At 45.0% G+C, this 20,164-nt stretch carries 20 protein-coding genes; 11 read left to right on the top strand and 9 right to left on the bottom strand.

Annotation, left to right across the window (positions count from 1 at the left end; genetic code table 11):
• Positions 1-72: 72 nt before the first annotated feature.
• Both CH367_RS03175 and CH367_RS03170 read left to right on the top strand, forming a co-directional pair.
• Positions 73-348, top strand: coding sequence for a GNAT family N-acetyltransferase (locus tag CH367_RS03175; protein ID WP_100761022.1), 276 nt, complete (start codon positions 73-75; stop codon positions 346-348).
• Positions 348-683 carry a VOC family protein gene (locus tag CH367_RS03170; RefSeq protein WP_100761021.1) on the top strand — a complete coding sequence of 112 codons (336 nt, stop codon included), beginning with the start codon at positions 348-350 and terminating at the stop codon, positions 681-683. Before CH367_RS03175 ends, CH367_RS03170 begins: the two co-directional genes overlap by 1 nt.
• Here the strand turns inward: CH367_RS03170 and CH367_RS03165 are convergent.
• The 3 genes from CH367_RS03165 to CH367_RS03155 form a co-directional block, all read right to left on the bottom strand.
• Positions 680-1,918, bottom strand: a complete 1,239-nt coding sequence (locus tag CH367_RS03165) for a BaiN/RdsA family NAD(P)/FAD-dependent oxidoreductase (protein ID WP_100761020.1) — start codon at positions 1,916-1,918, stop codon at positions 680-682. The genes CH367_RS03170 and CH367_RS03165 overlap by 4 nt on opposite strands.
• A 195-nt stretch (positions 1,919-2,113) precedes the next feature.
• Positions 2,114-2,542, bottom strand: a complete 429-nt coding sequence (locus CH367_RS03160) for a DoxX family protein (protein WP_100761019.1) — start codon at positions 2,540-2,542, stop codon at positions 2,114-2,116.
• Positions 2,543-2,704: 162 nt separating this feature from the next.
• Positions 2,705-3,589 (bottom strand): pirin family protein, encoded by an 885-nt coding sequence (locus CH367_RS03155; protein WP_100761018.1) that lies wholly within the window; start codon positions 3,587-3,589, stop codon positions 2,705-2,707.
• Positions 3,590-3,660: 71 nt separating this feature from the next.
• On the opposite strand from CH367_RS03155, the gene CH367_RS03150 reads away from it, so the two are divergent.
• Together CH367_RS03150 and CH367_RS03145 are read left to right on the top strand one after the other, a co-directional pair.
• Positions 3,661-4,134, top strand: a complete 474-nt coding sequence (locus tag CH367_RS03150) for an LIC13081 family protein (protein WP_100761017.1) — start codon at positions 3,661-3,663, stop codon at positions 4,132-4,134.
• Between the two features lie 62 nt (positions 4,135-4,196).
• Positions 4,197-5,888: a GAF domain-containing hybrid sensor histidine kinase/response regulator gene (locus CH367_RS03145; RefSeq protein ID WP_100761335.1), complete on the top strand. Its 1,692-nt coding sequence runs from the start codon at positions 4,197-4,199 to the stop codon at positions 5,886-5,888.
• Between the two features lie 9 nt (positions 5,889-5,897).
• Here CH367_RS03145 and CH367_RS03140 read toward each other — a convergent pair whose 3' ends face one another.
• The 4 genes from CH367_RS03140 to ilvB are packed head-to-tail and all read right to left on the bottom strand — an operon-like array spanning position 5,898 to position 9,845.
• Positions 5,898-6,503, bottom strand: a complete 606-nt coding sequence (locus CH367_RS03140) for an anthranilate synthase component II (protein WP_100761016.1) — start codon at positions 6,501-6,503, stop codon at positions 5,898-5,900.
• Positions 6,500-7,882, bottom strand: a complete 1,383-nt coding sequence (locus CH367_RS03135) for an anthranilate synthase component I family protein (protein ID WP_100761015.1) — start codon at positions 7,880-7,882, stop codon at positions 6,500-6,502. Before CH367_RS03135 ends, CH367_RS03140 begins: the two co-directional genes overlap by 4 nt.
• Complete coding sequence (locus CH367_RS03130) at positions 7,800-8,126, bottom strand: hypothetical protein (protein ID WP_100761334.1); 327 nt, start codon at positions 8,124-8,126, stop codon at positions 7,800-7,802. The genes CH367_RS03135 and CH367_RS03130 overlap by 83 nt, the downstream gene beginning before the upstream one ends.
• Positions 8,127-8,162: 36 nt before the next feature.
• Positions 8,163-9,845: a biosynthetic-type acetolactate synthase large subunit gene (gene ilvB, locus CH367_RS03125; RefSeq protein ID WP_100761014.1), complete on the bottom strand. Its 1,683-nt coding sequence runs from the start codon at positions 9,843-9,845 to the stop codon at positions 8,163-8,165.
• 332 nt (positions 9,846-10,177) lie between these two features.
• Between ilvB and tpx the strand changes: the two genes are divergently transcribed.
• The gene (tpx, locus tag CH367_RS03120) at positions 10,178-10,693 is read left to right on the top strand and encodes a thiol peroxidase (protein WP_100761013.1); all 516 of its coding nucleotides are present in this window, start codon (positions 10,178-10,180) and stop codon (positions 10,691-10,693) included.
• 75 nt (positions 10,694-10,768) lie between these two features.
• On the opposite strand, the gene CH367_RS03115 is transcribed toward tpx, so the two are convergent.
• Both CH367_RS03115 and CH367_RS03110 read right to left on the bottom strand, forming a co-directional pair.
• A complete protein-coding gene (locus CH367_RS03115) occupies positions 10,769-11,674 on the bottom strand; it encodes an alpha/beta hydrolase (protein WP_100761012.1) in 906 nt (301 codons plus the stop codon).
• A gap of 132 nt (positions 11,675-11,806) precedes the next feature.
• Positions 11,807-13,288: an aldehyde dehydrogenase family protein gene (locus CH367_RS03110; protein ID WP_100761011.1), complete on the bottom strand. Its 1,482-nt coding sequence runs from the start codon at positions 13,286-13,288 to the stop codon at positions 11,807-11,809.
• A 567-nt stretch (positions 13,289-13,855) separates the two neighbouring features.
• Between CH367_RS03110 and CH367_RS03105 the strand changes: the two genes are divergently transcribed.
• From CH367_RS03105 to CH367_RS03080, 6 genes are all read left to right on the top strand, one after another.
• The gene (locus tag CH367_RS03105) at positions 13,856-15,382 is read left to right on the top strand and encodes an HDOD domain-containing protein (RefSeq protein WP_100761010.1); all 1,527 of its coding nucleotides are present in this window, start codon (positions 13,856-13,858) and stop codon (positions 15,380-15,382) included.
• Between the two features lie 254 nt (positions 15,383-15,636).
• Positions 15,637-16,929 (top strand): LruC domain-containing protein, encoded by a 1,293-nt coding sequence (locus tag CH367_RS03100; RefSeq protein ID WP_100761009.1) that lies wholly within the window; start codon positions 15,637-15,639, stop codon positions 16,927-16,929.
• 89 nt (positions 16,930-17,018) lie between these two features.
• A complete protein-coding gene (locus tag CH367_RS03095; RefSeq protein ID WP_100761008.1) occupies positions 17,019-18,080 on the top strand; it encodes a sensor histidine kinase in 1,062 nt (353 codons plus the stop codon).
• Complete coding sequence (locus tag CH367_RS03090; protein WP_100761007.1) at positions 18,077-18,745, top strand: response regulator; 669 nt, start codon at positions 18,077-18,079, stop codon at positions 18,743-18,745. The genes CH367_RS03095 and CH367_RS03090 overlap by 4 nt, the downstream gene beginning before the upstream one ends.
• Positions 18,746-18,870: 125 nt before the next feature.
• Complete coding sequence (locus CH367_RS03085; protein ID WP_100761006.1) at positions 18,871-19,326, top strand: MarR family winged helix-turn-helix transcriptional regulator; 456 nt, start codon at positions 18,871-18,873, stop codon at positions 19,324-19,326.
• Between the two features lie 12 nt (positions 19,327-19,338).
• Positions 19,339-20,004, top strand: a complete 666-nt coding sequence (locus tag CH367_RS03080) for a hypothetical protein (protein ID WP_100761005.1) — start codon at positions 19,339-19,341, stop codon at positions 20,002-20,004.
• The last annotated feature ends 160 nt before the right edge of the window (positions 20,005-20,164 follow it).

The raw sequence follows: 20,164 nt of genomic DNA, 5'->3' as shown, positions 1-20,164 counted from the left end.
TTTCCCGGAAATTGAAAGTCAAAATTCTTCCTTTCGTCTTGATTAAATCCTTTCGGATCTTAGAGTTGAAGAATGAGTACAGAAGTCATTCACTCGGAACAGGAATCTAAATTCTTCGCGGTTCTCGACGGTCACGAATCCCATCTTTATTATAGGGAAGAAGGTGATGTTTGGAATCTTCTTTCGACTTACGTTCCTTCGGAACTGAGAGGAAAGGGACTCGCCGCAGATTTGGTTCGCACGGCTTTGGACAAGGCGCGTTCGCTGAACAAAAAGATCATCCCGAGTTGTTCGTATGTGGTGACTTTTTTAAACAGACATCCGAACTACAACGATCTGGTGGCTTGATGATTCATCATATCGCGATCGGATCTCCGAACGTAGGTTCGTTGACTGTATTTTACGAAACACTTCCGGGTTTTCAAAAGCTGAAAGAAAATAAAAACGAAGACGGTTCCTTACGTTCAATTTGGTTTCAAGCGGGAGAATCGATTCTTATGTTGGAAACGGATGAAATCGTCAAAGGTCCCAAAGCTTTGATCTTGGACGTGTCCTCTTTAAAATCCGAGGACGTTAAAACCCTTCCGAAATGGATTCAAGAAACGGAATATACGAAATACTTTAAGGACCCGGACGGGAATCTTTTGGGTTATTCTTCTTATCCGAAACCCTGGCCGTTTTAAACCGAGCCGAGAATGCCCTGTGCGGCTATGTAGGACGTGGTCCATGCGTTTTGAAAGTTAAAACCTCCGGTCACACCGTCCACATCCAAAACTTCTCCCGCGAAATAAATTCCGGGAACAACCTTACTTTCCATAGTCTTAAAGTTCACTTCTTTGCGGCTGACTCCGCCGCAGGTCACAAACTCGTCCTTAAATTCTCCCTTTCCGGAGATTTTAAATCGGGCGTCCGTAAGTTCTTCCGTGATCGCGTGTAAATCTTTCGAAGATAAACCGGACCATTTTTTAGAAGAATCTATAGCATGAATTTCTAATATTCTTTCCCAATATCTTCTAGGAATTCCGAGAACGGGCGTATTCGAGATCGCCTTGGAAGGATGAAGTTCCTTTTCTTTCTCGATTTTTTTTCGAACCTCGTCCTTTTTCATTCCGGGAACCAGATTCACCTTTAGAATCGTATCGTATTCTTTATCGAAAAGTTCCCTGGCTCCTTTTGCGGAAAGTTTTAGAATCGCCGGTCCGCTCGCTCCCCAATGTGTGATGAGCAGGGGACCGAGTTGGGAATATCCGAATTCAACGAGGGAACATTCCGTTTTTTCGAAGGCCAACCCGGATAAGTTTTCAAAACGGGGATCTTCGATCTTAAACGTAAACAAAGAAGGAACGGGATCAAGGATCGTATGACCCATCGCCTGCAACCAAGTCCAGGCCTTTCTACCGGAACCGGTTGCGAAAAGTATTTTATTAAATTCTAATATTTCTCCGGTTTTGAGTCGGATCTGAAACGTGGAATCGGGCATCGGAGTCACCGAATGAATCTCCGTTTCCGTTTTGAGTTTTACTCCGACCTTTTTCGCCTCCTGAAACAAGGCCTGCAGAATCGTTTCGGAAGAATCGGTGATCGGAAACATCCTTCCGTCCGCTTCCGTTTTTAAAAGAACTCCGCGTTCCTCATACCAACGGATCGTATCCTTGGGCCCGAAGGTTTCAAAGGCCCAGCGCAGTTCTCTTTCCCCTCTCGGATAATTCTTACTCAACGTTTCCGGATCGAGGCAATGGTGCGTAACGTTACATCTGCCTCCTCCGGAAACTTTCACCTTGGAAAGAACTTGTTTTCCTTTTTCCAAAAGAGTAACGGAACAATTCCCCTCGGAAGCGATTTGAATCGCGCCGAAAAAACCGGCGGCCCCTCCCCCGATCACGGCGATCCTTGTTTTTGTTTCCTCTTTGGAACTCATAACGAAAAATTCTTTCCCGAATTTATATGAAAACGCATCTCTTTCCATACAAAATACGGCTTCCGATTTTGCACTCTGGAAATATAAGACGCAGAAACGAAAACGGACCGAAGAAATTCTTCGATCCGTCGTTCCGAACTTGCGACTTTATTCTTTTAAATAACTAAGGCCGCGTTTTAAATCTCGATCCCTTTCTTATATGCTCTTGTGAGTTTCGATGTAGTAGTCCGCGGAAATTCTTCCCGATCCATATAAGGTAAAATGGAAAAGCAGTAAAAGAATCATCGCGGCATAAGGAAGATTGGATCCCGGCGCCATAAATCCTTCCTTACCGTGGATGAACAACACCGCTCCGATCAAAACGGGAACCTGAAGAAGCGCGGCAAAACGCGTCAACAATCCCGATAAAAGAAGAATCCCTCCGCAGATATGAGCGATCACGATGTAATGAGCGAGTAACGTGGACGCCATCGGCGCGTTGTTCATTTCCATCATACGAATCAACGCATCCGTATCGTATAGGAACTCCAGACCTTTATAGATTAAAACTCCTCCGAGATAAATTCGCAGGAAGTCGACCAACCAATCCCGATGTTCTTGAAGCCAATGGTTCAAACGATCCATAGCTCACCTCCAGATTTTTAGGTTTGCAAGTTCATCATATCCCTTTCAAAAACTTTTGCAAGGGGAGAATCGGCTTAAATTCCCTAAAAAAGATTCTCCGGTCGACGTCCTAAACCGAATCGATTCGGATTAACGAATCCGATAAAAAGAAATCCGTCCCGATTAGGAACGGATCTCTCCCATCTTACCCGCTTGAAAATCCGTGAAGGCTTGATAGATTTCTTCCTGAGTGTTCATCACAAAAGGTCCGTATCTCGCCACCGGTTCTTCCACGGGTTGTCCTCCGATCAAAAGAAATTCCCAACCGTTCTTTGCATCCTCGGGCAAGGAGAATCGAACGTCTCCGGCGCTTCTTTCAAACCAAACCATATCGCCTTCTTTAACGGCTTGAGTTCCTTGTTCGGTATGCAAGACCCCGTCTCCTGAAAAAGGAAAAGCGAACACGTTGTAAGAATCCGGAACTGGAATCGTAACGTCCGCGCCCGGCAACAGATGAAAGTGATAGTATAAAATCGGAATCTTAGTTTCGATCACCGCCTTGGTTCCGAACACCTCTCCCGCGATCACTCTTACTTTTGTTTTACCGTCCGGCGTTTCCACTTCGGGAATTCTTTCCGAAGGAGTATCCTGATAACGCGGATCGCTCATTTTTTGAGAAGAAGGTAGATTGACCCAAAGTTGAAAACCGTGCATCCAACCGCCGGTCTTTTGAAATTCGTCCGAAGGTATTTCGGAATGCACCAAACCCGAACCCGCGGTCATCCATTGAACGTCGCCGGATTTTAATTTTCCGTAATTCCCCCAAGAATCGCGGTGTTCCATTTCACCGGTCAATAAATAAGTGACCGTTTCGAATCCCCTATGCGGATGATCCGGCGCTCCGATCGCTTTTCCGGGTTTGTATTCTACGGGTCCCATCTCGTCTAATAACAGGAACGGATCGAGCTGAATCAGATCTTGAACGGGGAACGGTCTGCGTACCGGAAAACCTCCTCCTTCGATCGCTCTCAGCGAAGGTCTGATCGTTTTAATTTTTCTAAGATTCATAAATCAAGCGCTCCTCTCGCTCTCTGGTCACGGTGCAAATTCTTTTTCGAATTCATATAACGGTTGCGACCATGATAACCACTACTGTAACTTTTTTAGTTTCATATTCTTTAGACGATGCATTTCGATTTGTGGCCGATTTTAGAAACTTCGTTTTTTGGGGAGAAGATATTTGTAGCGTTTCTCCGCTTCCATCAAACAACGGAAATCATCTGCCCACTTTCGAATTACTTTATTCTTTCGGGCCTTTCAAACTCAAGGCGAATTATTTCGCGAAAGAATGGATTCCTAATTCGAGAATGATCATGGAAACTCAAAATTCTTTTGTGGATCAGAGAGACATCTATACGTTTCAAAATTCGGATAAGGGAACGAAAATAACGTTCACGAACCATTCTAAACTTAAATTTCCGTATCATTTCGGCGAATGGGCACTCGGGGCGGGGATTCGCGGAAGAATTTGTAAGGAAATGAGACAGTTGCAGAATTGTTTATATCGAAACGGATGCGGCTCTCCGAAACATTTTCAGATCATACGGATTTAGATTCTTAAATTAATCTTGCCTAAATTAATTTTTTAAGAAGAATGTTCCCGGTTCGTGTTTTCGTGGAAACAAAAGATAATCAATCCCTACCGGTTCCCGCCAACGAAAAAGAAAGGCTTGTCGCATTAAATTCTTACCAAGTTTTAGACACGGCCCCCGAGGAAAAATTCGATTCCCTGACTCAGATCGCCGCTTATATCTGCGATAGTTCCATCGCATTGATTTCATTGATCGACATGAACCGGCAGTGGTTCAAATCGAAACTGGGATTGGACGACGAAGAAACCCCGAGAAGCGATTCATTCTGTCAATACGCCATCATGCAGGACGAGATCCTCGAAATCGAAGACGCCCTCTTGGATCCGAGATTCAAAAACAATCCGAGTGTTCTCGGCCATCCTTACGTACGTTTTTACGCGGGAACACCTTTACAAACTCCGGACGGTTACAACATAGGAACGTTGTGTGTCATCGATCAAAAACCGAAACGACTCGATCAGAAACAAAGGATCATCCTTAAGGTTCTTTCGAATCAAATCATCGCGAATTTCGAACTGATCAAAAAAAATCGGGAACTGATCATAATTCGCAAGAAGGAAGAGGAACTTCAGAATTCGAAAAGCCAATTTTTCGCGAACATGAGCCACGAAATCAGAACTCCAGTCCACGGAATCTTGGGAGTCGCGAGTCTTTTGTCCGAAACGGATCTTCATCACGAACAAAAGGAATACGTGGACACGATCCGAAGAAGCGGAAGCCTTCTGCTCAGTTTGTTAAACGACATTTTAGATTTTTCTAAATTAGAATCCGCTCATATGACGATCGAGATCATCTCTTTCAATCTGATCGATCTTCTGAAGGACGTATTCTCCCTTTTCGAAGCGGACGCAAAACGCAAAAAGATAGAATTCAAACTCAAGGGCGAAATTCCCGAATCCTTGATCGTCTACGCCGATCCGAACCGATTCAAACAGATTCTCGTCAATCTCATATCCAACGCGTTTAAGTTCACCGAAAGAGGAAGCGTTCACATCGAACTCGACTTCGAAACATACGAGGAACAACACGATATCCACATCCGAGTTAGAGATACTGGAATCGGAATTCCGGAACTAAAACTCAACGAACTCTTTCAGGCTTACACACAAGCGGACACTTCCGTTTCCAGAAAATACGGCGGAACTGGACTCGGTCTTGCAATCAGCAAAAGTCTCGCGGAGATGATGAATCTAAAACTGACGGCACAAAGCGTGATCAACAAAGGAAGTGTGTTTGAAATTTCGGGAAAACTTCTTCGCGCAGAAACGGCGGAACTCAGTTTAGAACCCAAGAAGTTAAACTTTACGACGAACGGAAACCCGGTGGAAGACTTGAAAATTTTAGTCGCGGAAGACAACGAGATCAATCAGATGTTGATCCGAAGAATTCTCGAAAAACTAGGATATAAACCGATCGTAGTTCCGAACGGAATCGAAGCGTTACATTATATCGAAACGAACGAAACCGACGTTTTGTTTTTGGATATACAGATGCCCGAGCTCAGCGGAATCGACACCGCGAAAATCCTTAGCACACACACGAATCAATCTCTTCGACCCTACATCATCGCGATGACAGCTAACGCGAGCCCGGCGGATCGAGAGAATTGTATCGCTTCCGGAATGGACGACTATATCAGCAAACCCTTCCGTAAGGAAGAGATCGCCGATTTAATCAACAGTTATCTTTCCAAAAAGAATTCTTCGAAGTTATAAACGTTTCTCTTACTTCAAAAAATTCTCGATCATCTTCTTACCGCACTCCGTAGCGAACGATTCGGGATGAAACTGAACTCCTTCGATGGGAAGTGTTTTGTGTCTGACTCCCATAAGAACCGAATTCTCGTCATTCGTTTGAACCTTGGCGGTCGCTTCCAAACAATCCGGTAAAGAATTTTCCACACTTTCCAAAGAATGATAACGCATCACTCGAATTCGATCCGGGATTTCCGAAAAAATCCCGAGACGATCATGTGTGATATCCGAAGTTTTACCGTGATACGGAACCTTGGATCTTTGCAAACGTCCGCCGAAGGAAGTGACGATTCCCTGCATTCCGAGACAAACACCGAAAATCCTAATATAAGGGTTTCTTAATCTAAGAATCGATTCGGAAACGCCAAAATATTCCGGATCTTCGGGATGACCCGGCCCCGGAGAAAGTAGAATGTGCGTCGGATTTCGGGAAAGAATCTCGTTTAATCCGACCTCATCCTGTCTAAAAACGATCAGCTCGAAACGTTCGGAGGAATTCTCCAGACTTTCCTCCAAAAGATGTACGAGATTGAACGTAAAGGAATCGTAATGGTCTATCACTATACAACGTTTCATCTTAGGAATTCCTCCATGGATCTTCTGACTGCCTTGAGTTTATTTAGAATTTCTTGATATTCTAATTCTTTCTGGGAATCCAAAACGATACCCGAAGCCGCCCTCGAATACGCCCTCGTCCCCGATCTGTAAAGACTTCGGATTAATATGCAGAACTGGGAACTTCCGTCCAAAGAGAAATATCCGAGAACTCCTCCGTAGGGTCCGCGATCGTCCCCTTCCGTTTTGCGGATCAGTTTGACGGATTCCACCTTCGGCGCTCCGGTCAACGTTCCGGCGGGAAATACGGATTCGAGTCCTCCGAAAGAATCCTCGTCCACCTTTAGAATTCCGAAAACCTCGCTCGTGATGTGTTGCACGTGTGCGAACTTCAGAATTTCGAATTCTTTTCTGAGTCGCACCGTTCCTCTTTCGCAAACTCGGCTCAAATCGTTTCGGTGTAGATCGATCAACATGGAATGTTCGGCGATTTCCTTTTTGTCGCTTAACAATTTTCCGGTCAGAATCTTGTCTTCTTCTGGACTTGCGCCTCTCGGATACGTTCCGGCAAGCGGATACGTTTCTGCGATTCTATCCTTATGAGAAAACAAAAGCTCCGGACTCGAACCGAACATTTCGATTTCTTCGTCCTTGTAAAAGAAAAGATAAGGGGAAGGGTTTCCCTTTTTTAAATTTCCGTAAATCGGAACGAGACTTCCCTCGATCTCGAATTTTTCTTCGAAACCGATCTGACACTGAAACGTGTTCCCGGCGAGAATCTCTTCTCGCGTACGATCAAACATATTAGAATATTCTTCTTTTGTTTTGGAGAATCCCAAGGAACTGACCGCTGTGTCGCGAAGAACTTCTTCTTTCGATTCCGATAAGGAGATCAATTCCTCGATTCGATTTTGGGAATAGTAAAAGTATTCCGCGGAACCCGTGAGATGGTCGATCACGATCCCGTCCAGATACAAACCGAAAGAGAATAGAGGATATCCTTCGCGTGGACGCAGATCGGTTACGGGTTCGAAAAGAACCGAAGAATCGTAACCGAGATAACCCACAAGACCGCCCCGGTATTTTTTGGAATCCCGCTTTGTGGGAAATAATTCCCTAAGGGTTTTGTAAGGATTGGAAACCGGAATGGTTTCTCGGTCGAGGACCAGTTTTCCGGGATAACCCCGAAAGCGAAAGGAAGGCGCAAAGCCGAAGATCGAATAACGGTAATTATCCGGATATCCCGGATGACTTTCCAAAAGAAAACATCCGGAATACTTTTTTGTTAAGCGAAATAGAAATGATTCCGTTTCCTCTTCACATAACGGAAACGGGTTGCTCTCCGGTTTTTCCGGCAGAGAGTTGAGGTATTGTTTCAGATTCGAAATCCGATTCGACATAGTGGACCCCTGTTATTTCCGGAATGCTCCGGAACAAGTTCAGAATTTTTTCCGGTTCCCCGGTTTGAATCACGATATGAATGTCTTGGGTTTTGTTCTCTATGTTGCGCCAGAGGCGCCAATCCTTCCAATTGATCGACTTGCGCGATAAGATCCCGATCAAACGCAGAATCGCCCCGGCGCCCTCTTCGGACGCGATGTTATATGTATAATTCTTTTCCTTTTTGTTTTCCTGAAACGTCATATGAACTCCTATTCTATGTTTTAATATTCTAATATTTTAATGGATCATCTCGCGGTTCGGCTTACCGGGCGGAACCATGGGAAGAACGTGTAACTCGGGAGCGACCTGCAACATCACGAAGGAAGGCCCTTTGCGGTTCAAAGCCTCCTCCAAAACTTCGTATGGGGAAGATTCTCCGTTTAAAGAGAACGAAGGAATTCCGAACGAGGACGCGATCTTTAAGAAATTCGTCGGCATCGAAAATCGAGACGCGGAGAAACGGGACGAGAAAAACAATTCCTGTTGTTGTCTTACCAACCCCAAATGTCCGTTGTTCATCAGAAGAACGGTAACGTCCAGATCGAGCTCGCGTAACGTATCGAGTTCCTGAACGTTCATCAGAATCGAACCGTCTCCCGAAACACAAACGATTCTTTTTCCGGGCGAAACAAGAGCGGCTCCGATCGCGGTGGGAAGTCCGAAACCCATCGTTCCAAGTCCCCCCGAGGTCAGCAAAGATCCTTGTTTTTGAAACGGATAGTATTGAGCGGCCCACATCTGATGCTGACCCACATCCGTGGTCACGATCGCCTTATCTTTTAAAATTTCTCCCACGTCCTTGAGGATCTTAAAAGGATGTAAGAAATCTTTTTCATCGGGCATCGGAAAGTCGTATAACGTCTTCAAGGTTTGAACGCGATCCAACCATTCTTCCTTGGCGACATATACGGAAGAATATTCCTCTTCCAGAATCTGTCTGATAAAATCCTCGATCTCGTGTTTCAAATATAAATTAGGATTTTTTAATTTACCGATTTCGGTCGCGTCTATGTCGACGTGAACGATTTTCGCGTTCGGACAAAACTCGTTCAACTTACCGGTGGCGCGATCGTCGAAACGAACTCCGAGCGCGATCAAAAGATCGGCTTCTTCCAAAGCAAGGTTCGTGGCTCTGGAACCGTGCATTCCGAGCATTCCCAAAAATTCAGGATGATCGTCCTTGCAGATTCCGAGTCCCATCAACGTGGAAACCACGGGAAAGTTCAAACGTTCCTGAAGAATTCCGAAAAGTTCAGCGGATAAAGGGCGGTTGAGACCGCCTCCGATGTAAAAAACGGGTCGTTTCGATTCGGACAACATTCTCGCGAAATCGGCCTTCCAGTTTTTTTCGATCTTCAAAATAAATTCAGTTTTTTGAATATTCCAGAATTCTTTTTCTTTTTGTTCGTCCCATTCTATCCTTGCTGAGGCCACGTCCTTGGGAACGTCGATCCAAACGGGGCCGGGCCTTCCCTCGATCGAGGTTTTCCAAGCTTGGGGAAGAATGGTGATCAGATCCTCCGCGTTTTTTACGAGATAACTTCTTTTTGTGACGGGGATCGACAGACTCAAAGTGTCTATCTCTTGAAACGCATCGGTTCCGATCAACGAAACGGGAACCTGACCCGTGATCGCGATCAACGGAATCGAATCCATCTTCGCGTCAGCGATCGCGGTGATTAAGTTCGTAACACCGGGACCGGAAGAAGCGATACAAACGGCGGGTTTGCCGCTCGCCCTCGCCATTCCACCCGCGATAAAACCCGCGCCTTGTTCGTGTCTCGCGAGAATATGGCGGATCTTACTTCCGTGTAACGCGTCGTAGATGGGAAGACTTGCGCCTCCCGGAATACCTGCCACGATTTCGATTCCTGCATATTCCAAAAATCGAATGATCAATTCCGCTCCGTTTATATTCATAACTCGTTTCCTTGCGAACTTTTTGATTCCGATCTCATTCCAAACGACCGCCTTAAAATAAAAAAGCCTCCCCCGGCTTTACACCGGAGGAGGCTTTTCTTAGGATTGCGCCTGAAGTAAATCTCTACAGCGTAAAGCGGGGTCCCGGTGGCCAGACGACCACCACAAGCACGAGCCACACCATGACGGTGACGCTAAGAGATACTTGTTTTGCTACGCGGTTGAGATTCATAAAAATGAGTTCTGCCTCCAACTTGCCGGAAACTTCTTTCCTTTTGCAAGCAATTTTTTAATTCTATTCCTTAAATCCAATCTTACTTAGGAAAACCCAAATGGCACAAGTCACACTCAAAGGCAATCCGATTCCGCTCGAAGGTAAAGTTCCCGCTCCCGGCGATAAGGCACCCGAATTCAAAGCGATCAAACAGGATCTTTCCGAATTCGGTCTCAAAGACTATGCGGGAAAAGTGAAAATTCTCGTGGCCGTTCCAAGTTTGGACACTTCCGTTTGCGCGATCGAAACCAAAGTGTTTAACGAAAAAGCGGCGGGACTTTCCGGAATCGCAACCTTAATCATCTCCGGAGATCTTCCGTTCGCGATGAAACGTTTTTGTTCCACGGAAGGAATCGATTCTCCCAATCTCGTCACAGGTTCTCAGTACAGAGACTTTTCGTTTTCGAAAGCGTACGGAACTCATATCGCGGACGGTCCGTTAAAAGGACTTTCGGCAAGAGCGGTGTTCGTAGTGGATAAAACGGATACGGTGCGTTATGTGGAATTGGTTCCCGAAATCGGAACGGAACCGAATTACGCGGCGGCGCTTGCCGCGGCAAACGCGGCGCTTTAAGAGATATTACAAAAATAGAATTCCCTTTCGAACAAAATTCTCCGCTTCCGATCGGTAGCGGAGAATTTTAGAATATCATAATTTTTGAATTAACTGAAGAATCTTCGAAGAGACGAGTTTTTCGTCTTTCTGCCAGAGTTTTGTATGTTCTCCGCCTTCCACGGTTACCAATTCTTTCGGTTCCTTGGCCGCCTTTTCCAAACGAAGCCCGTGTTCGTAAGGAACTCCGTTATCCGCGGTTCCGTGAAAGATCAAAACAGGTCTTGGAGAAATCGATCCGATTACCTTTTCGGGAGAAAGATCGTCCGTTTCCAAATTCCCCCTCGTTTCGTAAAAGAAAATCACAAAAGGAAGCAAAGGATATTTCGGTAAACCGAAGTCGCGTTTGGCGACGAAAGAAACCACTTCGACGAAGTCCGCAAAGCCGGAATCAAAAATTCCGATCTTGATCTCGGGTTGTTCCGCCATAAAAAGAATGGAGGTCGCGGCTCCCATGGAAAACCCGAGAATGCCCGTGGACTTCATTCCCTTGTTCTTTACGAAATCCAAGGTCGCTTGCAGATCCTTTCGTTCGTGAAATCCCATGGAACTAAAGGACTTTTGACTTTCTCCGCAGTTTCTTAGATCGGGAAGAATCACGTTGATTCCCTGATCGTGGAACAATTTCACATAACGCAGACCTTCTCTTCTTGTCGCACCTCTTCCATGAATCGAAATCATAACCTTATCGCTCGGGCGATTCGCAGGAACCCACCAAGCGGAGATTTCCATCCCGTCCGAGGTTTTGTATTTTACGTTTTCGTAATTTAAGTCCAGATCCGCTTTCGGATCGTTGCAAAAAATGTAATGTTCCGGTTTGCATTTGTGCGGCGGTCTTGGATGAAGCAATACTTCCGCAAAATACCAAGCTCCTCCGATACAAGCGATAAAAAGAAAGAATATAAATCCTAAAATTCCATTCAGCAAAAAACGTTTAGACATAAACCTCCGATTCTCTTCCGATGTTTTTCCAATAAAAAATCCTTTGAAACAAGGCCCGAAGGCGAAGTCTCAAAGGATTTCAAAATTCAAGGGAATTCGATTCGAAATCGAATCCCCGATATTCTTATCCGATCAAACGAGAAACTTTTTCGTCAAGGAAACGAGACGTTTCACAAAATTGGTGTAAGGCGGATACATCAAATCGATCGAACTCAAAGCGGCTTGTCTTAGAACGGAACGTTCGTGTGAGAATGCCTTAAATCCGAAATAACCGTGATAACTTCCGTGACCGGAATGATTCACTCCGCCGAAAGGAAGATTCGGATTCGCGAGATGAAGAATCACATCGTTAACCGCGGCCCCGCCGGAAGAAGTTTCCTTAAGAATCTTTTTGATCGCACGTTCTTTTTTACCGAAGATGTAGAGAGCCAAAGGTTTCGGTCTGGAGTTGATCTTTTCGATCGCTTCGTCCAGGTTCGTGTAAGGAATCATAGGAAGAACCGGTCCGAAGATTTCATCTTCCATAATATTCGAATTGTCTGGTACGTTGCTGAGAAGAGTAGGCTCGATGTAGTTTTGAGAAGCGTCCGTATCCCCTCCCATTTCGATCTTCGCGCCCTTCTCCACCGCTTCGTGAATATAACCGGAAACTCGGTTGAAGTTACGATCGTTGATGATTCTACAGAAGTCCGCATTCTCCTTCAGAGGTTTTCCGTCCTTGCCGTAAAAATCCTTAACAACCGCTTTCGCTTCTTCCACGAAAGGTTTGATGAGATCGTTCGGAATCAACAGATAATCGGGAGCTACGCAGGTTTGTCCCGCGTTCAAAACTTTTCCCCAAACGAGTTTTTTAGCGGCCTTTTTCAGATCCGCACTACGATCGATGATCGCCGGAGACTTACCGCCTAACTCGAGAGTAACGCTGGTAAGATGTTTCGCCGCCGCGGTCATTACGATCTTTCCTACCTGAGTGCTTCCGGTAAAAAAGATATGATCCAAAGGAAGTTCCATAAGCGCGCCGGAAACCTGATAGTCTCCCGCGAAAACCGCAACTTCTTCTTTTGGAAAAACTTCGCTGATGATCTTCTGAGTGATTTCGGTTGTTGCCGGAGTGAACTCGGAAGGTTTGATCAAAACCGTATTGCCCGCCGCGATGGCCGCGGCAAGAGGAGCAAACGTAAGATAAAACGGATAATTCCAAGGTCCGATGATCAACACAACTCCGCGAGGTTCGTAGAGGATTTGGCTTTTCGATCCGAACAAGGTCATCGGAGTTTTCGCGTGAACCGGTTTCATCCATTTGCGAACGTGATGGATCGCGTCGTTGATTTCGGAAATCGAAGGCATAATTTCCGTGATGTCCACTTCCCTTGCGTGTTTGCGAAAATCGGAATTCACCGCTTTTTCGATTTCGGGAGTGTATTTGAAAATGGCCTGTCTCAATTTTTTCAAACGATCAATCCGCTGGCTCGCGGAGGTGAGTTTCATAACTTTATGAAAATGCTGTTTCTGGAGCTTGAACACACGTTCAATCTCTGCCTTATCTAAAGGCGGAAAGTTTGGAGTCTGGTTAGAATTCGGTATTTTTACCGGAGATTCCTGTAAAGTTGGCATCGGAAGTAGCTCCTTAATCTAGTTACAGAGATTTTTTTTCGGGAAACGAGCCCGATTCGGGCGGCCTCATTCTATCATCGCGGAATCGGAAAGCAATTCTTTTATGAGGCCCTTTTGTCTGTCCCTTAAGAGACCCAAGACCTCTTCGAAGACGTTCCCCCGATCCCCCTTTTTGGGGAGAATCGAAAGCCTTCCAAAGTTTCCGTCGAATCCGTTTAAGAATTCAGCAAATCTCCCTAACGTTAGACGTTATCCGTCGATTTTTTAATGAGACATGGAAATGGACGAGTTCTTCAAGAAGATTATCGAGTTGTTTTGGATTTCGATTCCGATAAGGAACGAACGTCAAAGAAAACTACCTTGGATCGAATGAAGGAAGATAAATGAAGAACGGCTATCGGATCGGAGATTCGTGATGAGACGGAATAAAATGTTAAAATTTAAACAAAGAATTTATTTCCTATATCGAAAAAATAGAATAGAATTGGAAATATTTTTCCAAGATTTCTTGCGAAGAAATTCCGATGACTTGACAAGAAAAGAACGCAACCGGAAGAATCAAAGTATATGAGTCAGAGCAAAACGTTAGAGCTCCATCATCATAGAGACCTCGGTCTCTACAGCAATCTGAAAGATCTCAATCATCCAGTACTCGAAAATTCTCCCGTTCATTATAGATTTCACAATCTCACCGAGAACGTGGATTCGATCATCAGCAGAACCTTGGATCGTTATCTGTTACAGCTCGATATCATCTACGTAAGGGACTCCGTGTTCGCGACCTTAAAGGAAACGATCGCCAACTCGATCAAGGCGAACATCAAAAGAATTTATTTCCGCGAGATGGAAGCCGACATTCACAACCCCGAAGTTTATAAACAAAAGATTTTAGGTTTCAAAAAGAAATACATCGATAACAAGGAAAAATACGAAGAACTTCTTTTTAAGAATAATTTCGTAGTTCTAGTTTCCTTTATCCACAACAAGGACATGATTCGCATCCGAGTGATGAACAACGTCAAACTCAGTCCTACCGAAGTGGAAAGAATCAATCAAAGAATCGAGAAGTCAAAAGTTTACAGCGATCTCGCGGAAGCGTTTATGGAAGCCGGCGACGAAACCGAAGGCGCGGGACTCGGACTGATCATGTCGCTGATCATGTTGAAGAACGACGGACTTTCCGCCACCTCTTATAAGATCGAAAGTCAAGGAAACAACACGAGCGTAATCATAGACATTCCTCTCAACATCACGAAAGAGAATCTTCAGTTACAAAAGACTCAGGACATCATCAAGAACATAGACGGACTTCCGACGTTTCCGAAGTCGATCCAAGATATCCAAGCGATGATCGAAAGACCGAATTCTTCCATCGGACAAATCGCGGAAACGATCAAGAAGGACGTGGCTCTTTCCGCGAATATTCTAAAACTTGCAAATTCCGCCGCGTTCATCCGAGCGAACAAAGTGGAATCCTTGGACAGAGCGATCCAACTCATCGGACTCAAAGAACTCAATCAACTTCTTTATTCACTCGGAACCAAACAGATCTTGGAAGATAAGTTCCCCGCGTTTCTTTCCATCTGGGAAAAATCGAATCAGTGCGCGTTCTATTGCAAACTTGTCGCGAACAGGATGAATCTTCCCAAGGACACGGTAAGCAACCTGATGTCCGCCGCATTGTTACACGACATCGGAGAAATCATCCTTCTTTCCTTGGAAGAAAGAACGATGAAGAGCATCGGCAAAATCTCGGCTTCCAAGGAAATCGCATCCGCCGTTTCGATGGAAGAAGCCGCATTAGGAATTACTCATACAAAAGTCGGCGCGCTGATCGCCGAAAAATGGAACTTCCCGGACATTTACGCAAAGGCGATGGAATACCATCACAGACCGTTGAGTGTGGACGAGGAATTCGCGCCTTACATCTATCCGATCTATATCGGAGATATGATGATCAAGATCAACAACGAGGAAGCGAAGTACAGCGAGATTCCGGAAAAGATTCTCCAGTTCTGCAAGTTCGGAAGTTCGGGAGATTTCCATTCTTTCAGAACCAAGGCGCTCGAAAACTTTCTCGCGAGTACGAGATAAAATCGGCGAACGAGTTTAGCCGGCTAAACTTCCGAAGAACAACGACGATATAAAACGTTTTTTGAATACGTTTTTATAAAAAGTCGTAAGAATTTTTTTTCGTCACTAAAAGCCAGCTTTTCGTCAGTTATGAAATAAATTTCTCATTTCGCTTTATACCTGTTCGCTTAACAAAATAGTCACTTCGGATTATTGTCTCTCCTTTGGCCCCATGCGAGAATAAAACTCGTTAAGGCTACATGCCGGAGGGATCGATGAAAGGCTTTCTAAAATTAGCGAGTGTGGTTCTGGTGGGAGGGGTTCTTCTTTTTGGAGCGAATGCCTGCACGAACTCGCAGGATCCCAACCTTCTTTGGCTTTTAAGCGCAACTCAGCCCAATCCTTCCGCGGCTCCGGACGGAGAACAACCATTTAGCATCGTGATCAACGACGAAACAGCACCCGTGGATTTCGTGTTCGATACGACCAAAACGGTGAACGTAAACATTCAGGTTCTGAGTCCGGAATCTCCGATTTCCGGAAGTTTAGTACAAATTTTTAATATAGATAACACCGCGCAGAAGTCCATCTTCAGAGCGGCCACTTCCGAAAACGGGGAAGTTAAGGGAAGTTTCACCATCGACGAAGCGACTCGTAAGGTTTTTCTGAAAGTGGAAGCTTTCGGACAACTCTACGAAGCCGAAATCGAAATCATCAATTCTTACAGCATTTCCAGAAGAATCACCGTGGTCATCAAGGGGAACAGCAACGTAGCTTATCCCGATAGCGACGGGGACGGAATTGCGGACAAAGACGACGCATATCCCAACGACGCGACTCGTGCGTCTACGTTCCGTTATCCGACCGAAGGTTATTATACGATTTCTTTCGAAGACTTATATCCCGCACAAGGGGACGCGGACTTTAACGATTACAACGCAAGAGTCGTCTTTGAAGAGGATTGGAACGCGAAAGGTGAAGTGTCAAGAGTGCGCGCAAACTTCGTTCACGTAGCGAAGGGCGCGGGTTACAACCACACTCTTCATCTTACGATTCCGGGAGTTACCGCATCTTCATACGCTTTGACAAGATACGGTTTCGACGGAACCACCGTGGAATCCAATACGGGCGGAAACGATTCTGCGATTTCTTCTCTGGAAATTCTTCCTAGATCCAATACGACGATCCAAAACTCGAACTCTTCCAGATCGAATACGGTTTTCAAAAAAGGAAAATCGGCGAACTTAGAAGTGATCTTACAAAACGCGATCAATCGCGTGAGTTTAGGACCCGCTCCGTATGATACGTTCGTAAAAGTCATCAACACCAATAAGGAGATTCACTTTCCGAAAAGATATTTCGACGCGAACGGAAAGGATCTCTATCTGGATTCTACCGGATTTCCATGGGCGCTTTTGGTTCCCGGAAATTTCCTCTGGCCTTATGAAAGCACGGATATTCGTAAATCGTATCCTTCTTTCAAACCTTGGTATGAATCCTCCGGAAACACGAACCAAGATTGGTATCTGACTCCGGTTACTTCCGAAGTTTTCCCTGCCACGAATTGAACTTTGAACTCATTTCCCCGGGATTTTCTTCCCGGGGCCTCTTTTTTTCTTTTCTTTCTTAGCGGCGCATGAGATTGTTTTAACCTCTTATGCGGGAACTAAAACCTAAGAATCGAAAACTTCCTTCCTCTCCGGCAATCTTAGAATCGGGTCTTTCACCCAAATTCTTTCTAAATCTATTGAAGGAAATTTCTCCGATCGTCGCAATCGACGACAAACAAACGATTCTTTTTGCAAACGAATCCTTTCGTAAGGAATTCGGAGGGAGTTCCCGCAATTTAATGGGGAAGAATCTGTTTCGGATCTTCGGTCTCAACCCGGTCGATCAGGAAGAAATGGAATCCAATATCAATCTTTCCAAAAGAGGAAAGGTTCAAAACCAAGAATTCAGAAAACAAAAGATCTATTACGGTTATTCGGTGTTTCGTTTCGGAGAAAGTACGGGAATCATTCTCAAGAACATCACCGAAAACAAAAGGTTGGAAAGGAAAATCGCCAACCTTCACACAAAGCTCCTACAGTCTCAAGAAGAGGAAAGAATTCGACTTTCGCGGGAACTCCACGACGGCGTTGGACAAACCATTCTCGCGGCCAAACTCAACTTTCAAGCCTATAGCAGAAATCCTAAGATCTACGAGGCTCAGTTTGATACGGGGCTTTTGTTGATCGACAAGGCGAGTCAGGAGCTTCGAGACATTTATACGAATCTTCACCCTTCCACTTTGCGGGAAATCGGTTTGGAAGCCGCGATCCGAGCGTTGAGTTCCGACTTGTTTCCTCCAACCGATGTGATCGCTGATTTGGACCTCAACCTAAAACCGGATCTTCAACAGACGATCGCCAATCAGGTTTTTAGAATCGTCCAAGAAATCTTTCAGAACGCGATCAAACATTCTCAAGCGAGAAAGATTTCTTTGAAGATCCACGTCAAAGGAAGGCAGTTATCCTTGGACGCAAAGGACGACGGAATCGGTTTTCAGGAAAGAAAGGTAAGAGCGAGGTCTTCCGGTTTTGGACTTGAAAATATCCGAAGAAGAGTGGAAGATTTAAACGGAAAATTTAAGATTGATTCTTCCGCCGGAAAAGGTACTAAGTTCATCATCCGAATTCCTTTGGAAAAAAACAAAACAACATCCACCAAAAAAATATGAAACCTGCTGTGACGAAAATATTCTTAGTTGATGACCACGCCATTCTTAGAGAAGGGCTTAAGATGATTTTATCCGGACAAACCGGTTTTGAAATTTGCGGAGAATCGGGAGACGCGGAAAAGGCGCTCGATCAAATCGGCAAACTGAATCCCGACTTGGTGATCACCGATATTTCCATGCCGGGTCTGAGTGGAATCGATCTCGTAAAAAATCTGAGAAAGTATTATCCGACCATTCGCACCATCATTCTTTCCCGTCACGACAACAAAGAATACGTTCAGAAACTATTGGAACTCGGGATCAACGGTTATGTTTTGAAAGACGACGCGGGCAACGATCTACTGCGTGCGATCGAAGCGGTTCACAAAGGGGAAACGTATTTGAGTCCGGGCATCACGGCTCATTTCTTATCCGGCTTTGTGGGTGGTAAACCGGGAGAAGAAAATCAAGACGCTAAAAAAGCGTTCTCCGTTCTTTCGGATCGCGAACGGGAAATTTTAAAACTCGTAGCGGAAGGAAATTCAAACGAATCGATCGGAAAGATCCTGAGAATTTCTCCGGCAACCGTTAAGGTTCACCGTGCGAATATCATGAAAAAATTGGATCTTCATAAGGTAGCCGATCTTGTGATGTATGCGATTCGCGCGGGCCTGATCGAATCCTAACAAACGACTCACCTCGAGCCCCTTCTAGGTGAGTGACACTTAATAAAAATTTCCATTTCGGTTTAAAAAACTCGATAAAAGAATTTGACCTCGCCCCCAAATAGTTGTATAATACAACTACATATATGAGCGAGTTCCAAATAGAAAACACTTTGGGATATAGAGTCAATCGTTGTGGAATCGCGATGAGACAGGATTTACGACGTCGGTTTAACGAACAAGGTCATTCGATCACACCGGAAGAATGGATCATATTAAACCGACTTTGGGAAAACGACGGCCTCACCCAAAACGAAATATCGCAAAAGACGATCAAAGACAAAACGACAGTGACCCGTTTTTTGAGTAAGATGGAAGAGGACGGATTGATTCAAAGAAAATCTTCGACGGAAGACAAACGAGTCAATCACGTACATCTTTCCGCAAAAGGAAAAAAGCTGAAAGATCGGTTGATCCCGATCGCAAAAGAACTGATGTCGAATGCGGCGAAAGGAATTTCACCCGAACATCTACGAATCACTCTCGAGACATTGAAGCAAATCGAAACAAATCTATCCAACCTCGATTCTTTCCAAGAATGAAGGAGACAAACTATGAATCATGAAAAGAAAATCGGTTTTTTAATCGCGGGAGTAGCCCTCTCGGTTCTTATTTTTGGATGCGTTATGTGCTATCGCACCATCGGAATACCTCCGCTCATCATCATCGGCGGTTCAGGAACCATCGGATTTATCCTCTGGTATCGAACCTATCTTTGGAATCCAATCGAACCCAAGTTGATTCTTCCCCTGTTCGTTTTAACGGTTGCGGGTTTACAGGTTCACTTAGTCGAGGAATTTTTCAGCGGCTTCGGTCCTGCCATGAGCCGATTGTTTAACATTCCCTGGACCGAAAGCGGTTTTATGCTGATTTTTATGATGGTCGGTCCGATCATCTACACGTTAACCACATTGGGACTGTTTTACAAGGTAAGAATCGCGGGCTTCGTCGCTTGGTTTATTTTCATCGGTCCCGGTTTCGCGGAGTTCACACACTTCATCTTCCCGTTGATTCCTCCGGCTATCGAACCCGGAAATCTTGCGAATGTCGATCAGGTGATCAAGGGAACGCTCGTGGCGAACATGCCGAACTATTATATCAAAACCACGGGAGTATATTACTTTTCCGGAATGTGCACCGCGGTTTTACCGATGATTCCTGGCGGTTACGCAATCTATCGTTTGATTCGCGAAAGCAAAATCGCAAAAGTGATCCGATAATTTTCGCTTAAACGATATACAAAAACGAATGCATGGATCGGCGATTCCCGTCGATCGTTCCGCGCCGTTTGGATTTCGTTCCAAGCGGCGTTCTTTTTATTCTTTTCTTTTTCGATAAAGGCAAGAAAACCTGACCTCGTTCGCAAACACAAGGCGTATC

Origin of the sequence: Leptospira barantonii (assembly GCF_002811925.1) — a bacterium.
In the GTDB taxonomy this organism is placed as follows: domain Bacteria; phylum Spirochaetota; class Leptospiria; order Leptospirales; family Leptospiraceae; genus Leptospira; species Leptospira barantonii.
The sequence above is the reverse complement of the archived record's forward strand: the minus strand, read 5'-3'. Positions and strand labels throughout refer to the sequence as shown.

Coding starts and splice junctions, on each gene's coding strand:
- CH367_RS03155 (WP_100761018.1), bottom strand. CDS start 3,589: ATGAATCTTAGAAAAATTAAAACGATCAGACCTTCGCTGAGAGCGATC.
- CH367_RS03135 (WP_100761015.1), bottom strand. CDS start 7,882: ATGTCGAATCGGATTTCGAATCTGAAACAATACCTCAACTCTCTGCCG.
- CH367_RS03085 (WP_100761006.1), top strand. CDS start 18,871: ATGAGCGAGTTCCAAATAGAAAACACTTTGGGATATAGAGTCAATCGT.
- CH367_RS03110 (WP_100761011.1), bottom strand. CDS start 13,288: ATGCCAACTTTACAGGAATCTCCGGTAAAAATACCGAATTCTAACCAG.
- CH367_RS03115 (WP_100761012.1), bottom strand. CDS start 11,674: ATGTCTAAACGTTTTTTGCTGAATGGAATTTTAGGATTTATATTCTTT.
- CH367_RS03140 (WP_100761016.1), bottom strand. CDS start 6,503: ATGAAACGTTGTATAGTGATAGACCATTACGATTCCTTTACGTTCAAT.
- CH367_RS03165 (WP_100761020.1), bottom strand. CDS start 1,918: ATGAGTTCCAAAGAGGAAACAAAAACAAGGATCGCCGTGATCGGGGGA.
- CH367_RS03105 (WP_100761010.1), top strand. CDS start 13,856: ATGAGTCAGAGCAAAACGTTAGAGCTCCATCATCATAGAGACCTCGGT.
- CH367_RS03170 (WP_100761021.1), top strand. CDS start 348: ATGATTCATCATATCGCGATCGGATCTCCGAACGTAGGTTCGTTGACT.
- CH367_RS03175 (WP_100761022.1), top strand. CDS start 73: ATGAGTACAGAAGTCATTCACTCGGAACAGGAATCTAAATTCTTCGCG.
- CH367_RS03080 (WP_100761005.1), top strand. CDS start 19,339: ATGAATCATGAAAAGAAAATCGGTTTTTTAATCGCGGGAGTAGCCCTC.
- CH367_RS03160 (WP_100761019.1), bottom strand. CDS start 2,542: ATGGATCGTTTGAACCATTGGCTTCAAGAACATCGGGATTGGTTGGTC.
- tpx (WP_100761013.1), top strand. CDS start 10,178: ATGGCACAAGTCACACTCAAAGGCAATCCGATTCCGCTCGAAGGTAAA.
- CH367_RS03130 (WP_100761334.1), bottom strand. CDS start 8,126: ATGACGTTTCAGGAAAACAAAAAGGAAAAGAATTATACATATAACATC.
- CH367_RS03100 (WP_100761009.1), top strand. CDS start 15,637: ATGAAAGGCTTTCTAAAATTAGCGAGTGTGGTTCTGGTGGGAGGGGTT.
- CH367_RS03150 (WP_100761017.1), top strand. CDS start 3,661: ATGATAACCACTACTGTAACTTTTTTAGTTTCATATTCTTTAGACGAT.
- CH367_RS03095 (WP_100761008.1), top strand. CDS start 17,019: ATGCGGGAACTAAAACCTAAGAATCGAAAACTTCCTTCCTCTCCGGCA.
- ilvB (WP_100761014.1), bottom strand. CDS start 9,845: ATGAATATAAACGGAGCGGAATTGATCATTCGATTTTTGGAATATGCA.
- CH367_RS03090 (WP_100761007.1), top strand. CDS start 18,077: ATGAAACCTGCTGTGACGAAAATATTCTTAGTTGATGACCACGCCATT.